10 protein-coding genes are annotated in these 10,961 nt (G+C 58.8%); 8 read left to right on the forward strand and 2 right to left on the reverse strand.

The features are described from left to right. Positions 1 to 212: 212 nt before the first annotated feature. A complete protein-coding gene (locus VJ956_RS05590) occupies positions 213 to 1,199 on the forward strand; it encodes a glutathione S-transferase family protein (protein WP_324082629.1) in 987 nt (328 codons plus the stop codon). 46 nt (positions 1,200 to 1,245) lie between these two features. On the opposite strand, the gene ispB is transcribed toward VJ956_RS05590, so the two are convergent. After that, the gene (gene ispB, locus VJ956_RS05595) at positions 1,246 to 2,214 is read right to left on the reverse strand and encodes an octaprenyl diphosphate synthase (protein ID WP_324082630.1); all 969 of its coding nucleotides are present in this window, start codon (positions 2,212 to 2,214) and stop codon (positions 1,246 to 1,248) included. Positions 2,215 to 2,453: 239 nt separating this feature from the next. Here ispB and rplU point away from each other — a divergent pair, with 239 nt between their 5' ends. The 4 genes from rplU to proB all read left to right on the forward strand — a co-directional run bounded on the left by rplU (position 2,454) and on the right by proB (position 5,775). After that, positions 2,454 to 2,765, forward strand: a complete 312-nt coding sequence (gene rplU, locus VJ956_RS05600) for a 50S ribosomal protein L21 (RefSeq protein ID WP_324082632.1) — start codon at positions 2,454 to 2,456, stop codon at positions 2,763 to 2,765. A gap of 36 nt (positions 2,766 to 2,801) precedes the next feature. Beyond that, positions 2,802 to 3,062: a 50S ribosomal protein L27 gene (rpmA, locus tag VJ956_RS05605; RefSeq protein ID WP_324082634.1), complete on the forward strand. Its 261-nt coding sequence runs from the start codon at positions 2,802 to 2,804 to the stop codon at positions 3,060 to 3,062. A 136-nt stretch (positions 3,063 to 3,198) separates the two neighbouring features. Beyond that, entirely contained in the window at positions 3,199 to 4,380 is a 1,182-nt protein-coding gene (cgtA, locus tag VJ956_RS05610; protein ID WP_324082636.1) for an Obg family GTPase CgtA, read from the forward strand. A gap of 270 nt (positions 4,381 to 4,650) precedes the next feature. Next, complete coding sequence (gene proB / locus VJ956_RS05615; protein WP_324082638.1) at positions 4,651 to 5,775, forward strand: glutamate 5-kinase; 1,125 nt, start codon at positions 4,651 to 4,653, stop codon at positions 5,773 to 5,775. 287 nt (positions 5,776 to 6,062) lie between these two features. Here the strand turns inward: proB and rpsT are convergent, their stop codons facing one another. Continuing rightward, positions 6,063 to 6,332, reverse strand: a complete 270-nt coding sequence (gene rpsT / locus VJ956_RS05620; RefSeq protein ID WP_324082640.1) for a 30S ribosomal protein S20 — start codon at positions 6,330 to 6,332, stop codon at positions 6,063 to 6,065. Positions 6,333 to 6,566: 234 nt separating this feature from the next. On the opposite strand from rpsT, the gene murJ reads away from it, so the two are divergent. The 3 genes from murJ to ileS all read left to right on the forward strand — a co-directional run. Next, on the forward strand, positions 6,567 to 8,147 hold the full coding sequence (gene murJ / locus VJ956_RS05625) for a murein biosynthesis integral membrane protein MurJ (protein ID WP_324082642.1): 1,581 nt from the start codon (positions 6,567 to 6,569) through the stop codon (positions 8,145 to 8,147). Between the two features lie 50 nt (positions 8,148 to 8,197). Continuing rightward, positions 8,198 to 9,154 carry a bifunctional riboflavin kinase/FAD synthetase gene (gene ribF, locus VJ956_RS05630; RefSeq protein ID WP_324082644.1) on the forward strand — a complete coding sequence of 319 codons (957 nt, stop codon included), beginning with the start codon at positions 8,198 to 8,200 and terminating at the stop codon, positions 9,152 to 9,154. 16 nt (positions 9,155 to 9,170) lie between these two features. After that, positions 9,171 to 10,961 (forward strand): isoleucine--tRNA ligase (ileS, locus tag VJ956_RS05635; RefSeq protein ID WP_324082646.1); only part of this gene is annotated, 1,791 nt, incomplete at its 3' end.

A 10,961-nucleotide genomic window follows, 5' to 3' on the forward strand; every position in this document is an offset into this window, starting at 1 on the left:
AGGCGGACACGTCCATTCAGGACCGTATGCAGCAGGGATGCTGCATCCGAGCCTACATGGGTGAAGCCGAGCGCTTATGAAGCAAAGCTTCATGCGACAGCTGAACGACAGCAATCTGTGATTGCTGGCTGGACCCCGCAGGGGTATTCACGGCGTGTCCTGAATGGACGTGTCCGCCTACTTTCGTACTCATTAGTATAAGTGGAGGCTTCATGGGACTTCTTGTTGATGGCAAGTGGCACGATCAGTGGTACGACACCTCGAAAACCGGTGGCAAATTCGAGCGCGAGGCGGCCCGGTTTCGCAACTGGGTAACCGTTGATGGTTCGCCGGGTCCGGACGGGGAGGGTGGCTTTGCGGCCGAATCCGGGCGCTATCATCTTTATGTGGCCATGGCCTGCCCCTGGGCGCACCGCACGCTGATCTTCCGCGCTCTGAAAGGATTGGAGCAGCATATCTCTGTGTCTGTGGTGCATCCGGATATGCTGGAAAACGGCTGGGAATTCCGGCCGGATGAGCCCGCGCACCGGGATGATGTGAACGGCAAGCGGTTCATGTATGAGGTTTATCTCGAGGCTGCGCCGGATTATTCCGGGCGGGTGACGGTGCCTACGCTGTGGGACAAGAAAAAGCAGACGATTGTCAGCAATGAATCAGCGGATATTATCCGCATGTTCAATTCGGCATTTGACGGGCTTGAGGGTGTTCGCACGGACCTGGACTTTTATCCGCAGGAACTTCGTGGCGAGATTGCCGAGGTGAATGAGCGGGTCTATCACACGGTCAATAACGGCGTATATAAAGCCGGCTTTGCAACTGCTCAGGACAGGTACGAGGAGGCCTATGAAGCCCTGTTTGCTTCGCTGGACTGGCTGGAAACGCGGCTGGGCTCGCAGCGCTACCTGGCGGGGAACCGGCTGACCGAGGCAGACTGGCGCCTGTTTACCACGCTGATCCGTTTCGATGCTGTTTATTACAGCCACTTTAAGTGCAACCGCCAGCAGATTGCGGATTTTCCGGCGCTGTCCGGTTATGTTCGTGATCTATATCAGGTGCCCGGCGTGGCCGATACGGTCGATATCCGTGCAATCAAGCGCCACTACTATGTAAGTCAGCGCACGATCAATCCGACCCAGATCGTGCCAGTGGGGCCGCAACTGGATTTCGATGCGCCTCATGGCAGGGAGGCTTTGGGGTGAGTTCCCAGGCTTGAGCCAGGCGCTCATCCGGGAAGTCAGACAGGCACTAGCTAACCCGCGAAACCGCCAGGTCGGCCAGCAATCCCAGCGCGTGTTTATAATCTGACCCGGGAAGAACATCCAGGCAGGCCGCCGCCAGGCTGGCCTGCTCCGTGGCTTTCGCCATGGTGTAATCAAGGGCACCTGTGCGTCTGACAGTGTCGAGGATAGCTGGCAGGTCATCCAGCCCGCCTTTGCGGATAGCCTGACGGATCAGTCGCTGCTCTTGCGGGGTGCCTTTGCTCATGGCATGAATCAGAGGCAGCGTGGTTTTGCCTTCGGCGAGGTCGTCACCGACGTTTTTGCCCATGTCCTCGGCATTTCCCTGGTAGTCCAGAAGATCGTCCACCAACTGGAACGCCAGGCCCAGGTGTTTGCCGTAATCCCGCAGGCTGCGTTCCTGTTCGGCACTGGCACCCGCCAGCAGTGCTCCCGTGTGTGAGGCGGCCTCAAACAACATGGCGGTTTTGTTGTGAATGACCTCCATGTAGCTGTCTTCAGAGACATCCGGATTCTTGACGTTCATCAACTGGAGCACTTCACCTTCGGCAATAACAGCGGTGGCATGAGACAGAACATCCATGATGCGCAGGCTCTGCAGTTCCACCATCATTTCGAACGCACGGGCGTAAAGAAAATCACCGACCAGGACACTGGGTGCATTGCCCCAGCGGGCATTGGCGGTGCTGCGGCCGCGGCGAAGATCGGAGGTGTCCACGACGTCATCGTGGAGCAGCGTCGCGGTATGCAGGAATTCAATGACGGCGGCGAGTTTCAGGTGACCATCACCTTTATAGCCAACTGCCTGACTGGATAGCAGCACCAGCAGGGGGCGAAGGCGTTTGCCGCCGCTTTCGATAATGTACTGGGCGATCTTCTCGACCAGTGGCACGTCTGACGCTAACCGCTTGATAATCAGATCATTGACCCGGCTGAAGTCGTCCGCGACTGTGTCATGAATGCGCTGGGATGTCATGGGGCTGATCCGGTTCCTTGTGTTTCGCGACGGGTGGCTGGTTTGCTGATGGTGGCAGGTTGCGCAATGCTAGGTATTGCGCCGATCAGTGTCAACTTCACTTGTGTTGCAGTGCGTCTTTTCGTACAATCACGCGCCCAACTCATCCCAACCTGCGCTCCCTGCTATAGGGTCGCCAGAGCGCTTCCCTTAGAACCAGGTGGATAAGAGCAGGGATGGGTCAATCGCGGAGAAGGTCAATGTACGCAGTTATTGTTAGCGGTGGCAAGCAGCACCGGGTAAAAGAAGGCGAAACGCTGAAGCTGGAAAAGCTGGAAGTGGAAACGGGTGGAAGCGTTGAGTTTGATCGCGTTCTGCTGGTTGCCGATGGTGACAGGGTCCAGGTTGGCGCACCGGTTGTAGTCGGTGCCAAAGTGACTGCCGAAGTGGTGAACCACGGTCGTCACGACAAGATCCAGATCATCAAGTTCCGGCGCCGGAAGCATTCCATGAAACGTCAGGGCCACCGCCAGTGGTTTACTGAAGTCAAGATCACGGGTATCAAGGGCTGAAGCTCTGGAACCACCCCCTAGATAAGGAGGCTTGTAATGGCTCACAAAAAAGCAGCAGGTAGTACCCGTAACGGTCGCGATTCCGAGTCGAAACGACTTGGTGTGAAGCGTTTCGGCGGTGAAACTGTATCTTCAGGCAGCATCATTGTTCGTCAGCGCGGAACCCGTTTCCACGCCGGACAGAATGTTGGCCTCGGCAAGGACCATACCCTGTTCGCAACTGCGGAAGGGCAGGTCAAGTTCGAAGTGAAAGGTCCCGACAACCGCAAGTTTGTGAGCATCGTTCCGGCGGCGTAAGTCGTGGCGATCTCAGGTTCTGTCGAACCTTCGGCAGCACCGGCGGGGTAACCTGTCAGTGCGGCCCGGAGCCCCGCAAAGCTTCCCAGAGGCTGCGGGGCTTTTTGGTTTATGCGCCACGCGCAAAGGGTTGATCATGAAGTTTGTAGACGAAGCCACCATCATTGTAGAGGCAGGCAAAGGCGGCCATGGCTGTCTGAGTTTTCGCCGCGAAAAATATGTGCCAAAAGGCGGGCCCGATGGTGGCGACGGTGGTGACGGTGGTTCCGTTTACCTGGAGGCCGACAGCGCGCTGAATACGCTGATTGATTACCGGTTCCAGCGCAAGCACAAGGCCGAAAACGGCCAGCCAGGCTCGGGCCGTAACTGCACCGGTATCAAGGGCGAGGACCTGATCCTGCCAGTGCCGGTCGGTACCACCGTTGTCGATATGGACACCCACGAAGTACTGGGCGACCTGACCCGCGCCGGCGAGCGCCTGAAAGTGGCTCAATGCGGTTTTCATGGTCTTGGCAACACCCGCTTCAAGTCCTCGGTAAACCGCGCTCCGCGCCAGACCACCAACGGTTCTGAAGGCGAGCTCCGTAACCTGCGGCTGGAACTCAAGGTGCTGGCAGACGTCGGCCTGCTGGGTATGCCCAACGCTGGTAAATCCACCTTTATCCGTTCGGTATCGGCCGCCAAACCCAAAGTGGCGGATTATCCGTTCACCACCCTGGTACCGAACCTGGGTGTTGTCAGTGTACAGGCTCACCAGAGCTTCGTGATTGCCGATATTCCCGGGCTGATTGAAGGCGCAGCGGAAGGCGCTGGTCTGGGTATCCGCTTCCTCAAACACCTGGTGCGTACCCGTTTGCTGCTGCACCTTGTGGATGTTGCACCTTATGACCAGTCTTCACCGGTCGCAAGCGTCCGTGCCATCGAGCACGAACTGGAAAAGTTCAGCGAGACCCTGGCCAACCGCGAGCGCTGGCTGGTTCTGAACAAAGTCGACATGCTGTCCGAAGAAGATCGGGATGCCCATTGTCAGGCGATTGTTGACGAACTTGGCTGGCAAGGCCCCGTCTTCTGGATTTCTGCACTGAGCGGTGAAGGCACCAAGTCGCTAACCCAGGCGGTCATGCGCTGGATTGAAGATCAGGCCCGGGAAGAAGCCGAAAATCCGGAGTTTGCCGAACGCGAAGCCGCTCGCCGCCGCCAGATGGATGAGGAAGCGCGCGCCAGAATTGAAGCAGAGCGCCAGATTCGCCGCGAAGCGCGTCAGGACAGTGATGATGACGATGATTATGATGTTGAAGTGGTTTACGCTCCCGAGTGACGGTGTTCGTCGCCGGTGGGCAGGGCCTTGCGGGACACGCTGTGAATACGTCCCTGTACGCTCGACAAAAACATCCCTGTTTTTGACGTTCCCGCAAGGCCCTGCCCACCGGCTCATCTATGGACCGAGTTACTGGTAAGCAAGAAAGTAAGCGAACAGGTCGTTGCAAAACCGTGCGGAGCCAGGGATGGCGGAGCCCGAGCGTACAGGGAGGTATTAACAGCGTGTTTTGCAACGACCTGTTCGCTTACTAACGCACGGATTAATAGCATGACCAAACGAGTACAGTTGCGCCAGGCGAGACGTCTGGTCATTAAAATCGGAAGTGCCCTACTGACCAATGATGGCCGGGGCCTGGATGTGGCTGCTCTGGGTTTATGGGTAGACCAGATCGCGGAGCTGGTCGGTGATGGCGTGGAAGTCGTTATTGTTTCCTCTGGTTCCGTCGCTGAGGGGATGAGTCGGCTTGGCTGGACCGTCCGCCCGGAGCAACTGCATGAGTTGCAGGCCGCCGCGGCTGTTGGTCAGATGGGGCTGGTGCAGACCTGGGAAGCCCAGTTCAAGCGTCATGAGTTACATACCGCCCAGATATTGCTCACTCACGACGACCTCTCCGACCGTAGGCGCTACCTTAATGCCCGAAGCACGTTACGTGCCCTGCTCGGTTTCGGCGTAGTACCTATCGTTAACGAAAATGACACCGTTGTTACCGACGAAATCCGCTTTGGCGATAATGATACCCTGGGCGCCCTGGTTGCAAACCTGATCGAGGCCGACGGCCTGATCATTCTCACCGACCAGGTCGGCCTGTTCGACAAGGACCCCCGCAAGAATCCGGACGCCGCGCTGGTGGAACAGCGCCAGGCCAAAGACACCGATCTCGATGCCATGGCGGCTGGCGGTGTTGGCGCTCTGGGCCGGGGCGGTATGCAAACCAAAGTCCGCGCGGCGCGCCTGGCCGCAAGGTCCGGTGCGTTCACGGTTATCGTGGGTGGCAAAATCGAAAAAGTGATCAACCGGCTTCGCGAAGGTGAAGCCCTCGGCACCCTCCTGCTGCCGGAGCAGGGCCGCATTGCCGCCCGCAAGCAATGGCTCGCCAGCCATCTGCAGACGCGCGGCAAGCTCACCCTCGATCAAGGCGCGGTTGCTGTGCTCTGCCGGGGCGGTCGCAGCCTGCTGCCGGTCGGGGTGAAGGGTATTGCCGGCCGGTTCCGTCGCGGCGAAATGGTTTCCTTAGTGGACGAGAACGACAAAGAAATCGGCCGGGGTCTGGTGAACTACGACGCCGACGAAGCCGGGGCCATCGCCGGGCTTTCCAGCAAGCGCATTACCGAAGTGCTGGGTTATATTTCCGATGAAGAAATGGTTCACAGAGACAATCTGGTGATTGTCTGATTAACTCGGAAGGTCGGGAGCGAAGGCCGGGAATCCCCTTCCAAAACCGTGCATTGCCAGGGATGGCAATGCCGAGCCCCCATGGGTGAGACAAGCGTTTATGAAGCGCAGCTTCATGCGCAGGCGAACGACTGCAATCTATGATTGCAGGCCGGACCCGCAAGGGGGTTAACGGCGTGTTTTGGGAGGGGATTCCCGGCCTTCGCTGCGCACCATACCCTGAAAAACCAGGCACAAAAAAAACCGGCGAAATGGCCGGTTTCTTTTCAGCATCTGGCAGCGGCGATTTACGCGCTTGTCAGAGCCTTGATGCGGGCACTCAGACGGCTCTTCTGACGAGCAATCTTGTTCTTGGCGAACACGCCCTTGTTAACCATGCTGTCCATAATCGGCTGGGCTTTTTCGAAAGCCGCTTTCGCTTCTTCCGGCTTGCCGGCTTCAATGCTGGCCTGAACCTTCTTGATGTAAGTGCGCGCCATGGAACGCAGGCTTGCGTTGTGCTTGCGGTTGTTCTCATTCTGACGTGCGCGCTTCTTGGCTTGTGGGGTATTTGCCACCGTTTGACTCCTGGGATCTGTGAAATCTGAAATTCGTTGTGAATCGATTTTTAAAATCGTGGGCGCGCCAAACCAGCGCGTCGAATTAAATGACGCGGAACTATGCCGCCACAACCTCGGAATGTCAAGGTTAAAACCTTTTTAGCGCAAGTCACCGCAAGGGCTGTGCTAAACTCCCGGCTCACCGCAGGGCTTTCCCGCAACGTGCTACGGAATTACCGAAACGAGTTTGCCATGTCGACCGAACCCGAACAGGCTGATCCTCCCAAAGCACTGCCAAAGCCGCCAGGGCTGCTGCGCTCATCGGGGCTCGTGGGTATGCTGACCATGCTCTCGCGGGTTCTTGGTCTGGTCCGGGATATGGTTATCGCCCGTTATTTCGGCGCCGGCGCCGGTGCCGACGCCTTCTTTGTCGCCTTCAAGATCCCGAATTTCCTGCGGCGCCTGTTTGCCGAAGGCGCGTTTGCACAGGCTTTTGTGCCGGTGCTGTCCTCCTACCGGCAGCAGCAATCGGTTGCTGATGTGCGACGCCTGGTGAACGCGGTGGCAGGTTCGCTGGGGCTGGTTCTTCTTGGTGTGACCCTTGCGGCGGTGCTGGGTGCGCCCCTGCTGACGGCTGTGTTTGCTCCGGGCTTTGTAGGTGACGAACTCAAGTTCGGCCTTGCCAGCGACATGCTGCGCATCACCTTCCCTTACCTGTTTCTGATTTCCCTGACGGCCTTTGCCGGCTCCATCCTTAACAGTTATGACCGCTTCGCCATCCCGGCTTTCACCCCGGTGTTGCTGAACCTTGCCATGATCTGCGCAGCGATCTTCCTGTCGCCGTTAATGGCCACACCGGTGGTGGCCCTGGCCTGGGGGGTATTCATCGCCGGGGCCTTGCAGCTGTTCTTCCAGCTGCCGTTCCTGATGCGCCTGGGTCTGCTGCCCCGGCCGCGGGTGGATTACCGCCACGAGGGGGTAAAGCGAATCATGCAGTTGATGCTGCCGGCGCTGTTCGGTGTGTCGGTCAGCCAGATCAACCTGCTGCTGGATACGGTTCTGGCGTCTTTTCTGCAAACCGGCAGCGTGTCCTGGCTGTATTACTCCGATCGGCTGTCGGAACTGCCCCTTGGGGTTTTCGGTATCGCGATTGGCACGGTGATTCTGCCCAGCCTGTCCCGTAAACATGCGGATGCCTCCGCTGACCAGTTTGCGGCAACCCTGGACTGGGCAGTACGGGCGGTGCTGCTGATCGGGCTGCCTGCAGCTCTGGCGCTGGCCCTGCTGGCGGAGCCGCTCATCGCCACCCTGTTCTATTATGGCGAGGTTACCAGTCGCGACGTCATGATGTCGGGGCAGGCGTTGCGGGCCTATTCTGCCGGTTTACTGGCGTTCATGCTGATCAAGGTGCTGGCCCCCGGGTATTTCGCCCGGCAGGACACCAAAACGCCGGTAAAGATCGGCATATTTGCCATGTCGGCGAATATGGTTTTCAACCTGGCGCTGGTGTTTCCGCTGGCCCACGCCGGCCTGGCGCTGGCGACATCGTTGTCAGCATGGCTTAACGCGAGCCTGCTCTGGCGTGGGTTGATCAGGGAAGGTGCCTGGCGCTGGCAGTCCGGCTGGCCGCTGTTCCTGCTCCGCATCGGTGTGGCGAATGCCGCCCTGGCAGCCGTGGTGCTCTGGCTCCAGCCGCCGCTGGCGCAATGGCTGGATGCTGACGGTTGGCAGCGGTCGGCGGACATGGCGATTCTGGTGACGGCAGGGGTCGCGGTGTATTTCTTCGCGCTGGCGGCCCTGGGAGTAAGGGTAAGACATTTTCGCCAAAGGTAGGGTATAATCGCGCGTTTTCTCACCGCTGGAAATCAGGGGTTCGCTTTTACATGCGTCTCATCCGGAGCCTGACCAACCTCAAGCACTTCTCGCAGCAGCCACAGGCTTCGTTGGCCAATGGCTGCGTGGCGACGATCGGTAACTTTGACGGCGTTCACCTGGGCCATCAGGCCATTATTGACCAGGTTCGTGAGCGGGCGAGGGCGCTGGGCGTTCCCTCGGTGGTTATGGTATTCGAGCCCCAGCCCCGGGAGTTTTTTCAGGGCGATGATGCGCCGCCAAGGCTGATGTCCTTTCGCCAGAAATTTGAAACCCTGTTGAATTCCGGGATAGATATCGTGCTGTGCCTGCGCTTCGACGAAAAGTTTCGAAGCTATTCCGGTATGGGTTTTATTGAGGACGTTCTGATCAGGGGCCTGAGGGTTCATCACCTGGTGGTGGGGGACGATTTTCGCTTCGGCTGTGATCGTGCCGGCGATTTTGCGCTGTTGCGAAGCATGGGCGACAAGCATGGCTTCAGCGTGGAAAATACCCGGACTGTGGAAGTAGCCGGAGACCGGGTAAGCAGCACCCGTATTCGCCAGCTGCTGGGGCAAAACCGTCTTGCCGCCGCAGAAGATCTTCTCGGGCACCGCTACCGTATCCGCGGGCGTGTCGTGCACGGCCAGCGACTGGGCCGCCAGATTGGCGCCCCCACCGCGAATGTCATGCTGCCCCGGATGCCTGCCCTGCGCGGTGTCTACGTTGTCCAGGTGGCGCTGGCAGATGGCCGCGTTCTGGACGGTGTTGCAAACATTGGCGTGCGTCCCACGGTGGACGGCAAACAGCCGTCCCTGGAAGTGCACCTGCTGGATTTTACTGGCACACTTTATGGCCAGCGCATTGATGTCGTTTTCCGCCACTTTCTTCGCGATGAAGTGAAGTTTGATTCTGTAGACGACCTGAAACATCAGATTGCCCGGGACTTTGACGATGCCCGGGCCTGGATCGACATTTCTACAACCTGAGTTACCCACAACGATCATGAGCGACTACAAGCACACCCTGAATCTGCCCGAAACCGCCTTTCCTATGCGCGGTAATCTTGCCAGGCGCGAGCCGGACATGCTCAAACGCTGGCAGGATCTGGATGTCTACGGCACCCTGCGCCAGCAACGCGAGGGGCGGGAGAAGTTCATCCTTCACGATGGCCCTCCCTACGCCAACGGCAGCATTCATATTGGTCATGCGGTCAACAAGATCCTCAAGGACATGATCGTCAAGTCTCGCAGTTTCATGGGCTACGATGCGCCCTATGTGCCGGGCTGGGACTGTCATGGCCTGCCCATCGAACACAAGGTGGAGCAGGAAATCGGCAAGGCCGGGGTAAAGGTGGATTACAAGACCTTCCGTCAGGCCTGCCGCGACTACGCCACCAGGCAGATCGCCGGCCAGAAGGCCGACTTTATCCGGCTGGGAGTGATGGGTGAGTGGGAAAAGCCCTACCTGACCATGGACCCGCAAGTGGAAGCAGGCATTGTGCGTGCCCTGGGCAAGATCGTGGCCAACGGCCACCTGGTGCGCGGCTTCAAACCAGTTTACTGGAGCGTGGTCGGACAGTCCGCGTTGGCGGAAGCCGAGGTAGAGTACCAGGACAAGACATCGGTCCAGATTGATGTGCGCTTTACCCTGGTTGATCAGGCCCGGGTGCTCGAGGCATTCGGGACTGACCGGGGGGAAGGTGAGGTGTCGGTTGTAATCTGGACCACCACGCCCTGGACCATCCCGGCCAACCAGGCAGTTGCCATTAACGCCGGGCTGGAGTATGCCCTGGTGCAGGCCGACACCGGCCAGGGCCCAGAACGCCTGATCGTGGCCGCGGAAATGGTCGACGACATCATGTCGCGCTGGGGCGTGGAGAGTTTTGAGGTGCTGGCCGCGGTGCCGGGTACTGCACTGGAGAATCTGGCGCTTCATCACCCGGTGTATGACAAGCAGGTTCCGCTGATTCTGGGCGACCATGTGTCCACCGACGCCGGTACCGGTGCCGTGCACACCGCACCCGACCATGGTGTTGACGACTTTGAAGTGGGCAAGGCCTATGGCATCGGCACCCTCAGCCTGGTCAAAGCGGATGGCACCTATACCCAGGCTGCCGGCGAGTTCGCCGGAGTGCATGTTTACAAGGCAGATGATCCGGTCTGCTCGGCACTGGAAGGTAAGGGTAAGCTGGTCCGGGCCGAGAAGTTCAGCCATAGCTATCCCCATTGCTGGCGCACCAAGACGCCGCTGATCTACCGGGCCACACCCCAGTGGTTTATCAGCATGGATAAGGAAAACCTCCGTAACGATGCCCTGGCGGCCATCAAGGGAGTGCGCTGGATTCCAGGCTGGGGCCAGAACCGCATCGAGGCCATGTTCAGACAGTCGCCGGACTGGTGTGTTTCCAGGCAACGTACCTGGGGCGTACCGATCACCCTGTTCATCCATAAGGAAACCCAGGAGTTGCATCCGGACACCCGGAACCTGATCGAAACCGTGGCGAAGGAAATCGAGAAAGGCGGCATTGATGCCTGGTATGACCTCGACACTGTGCAGATTCTTGGCGGTGACGCCGAGCATTACGAAAAGGTCACTGACACTCTGGATGTGTGGTTTGATTCCGGTGTAACCCACGAGGCGGTTTTGCGCCCGCGCCCGGAACTGGGCCAGTTCCCGGCGGACATGTACCTGGAAGGCTCCGACCAGCACCGCGGCTGGTTCCAGTCCTCCCTGAAAACCTCCATTGCAATGAATGGTGTGGCGCCCTACAAGCAGGTGCTCACCCATGGTTTT

The organism is Marinobacter sp. (genome assembly GCF_035268745.1).
Classification (GTDB): Bacteria; Pseudomonadota; Gammaproteobacteria; order Pseudomonadales; family Oleiphilaceae; genus Marinobacter.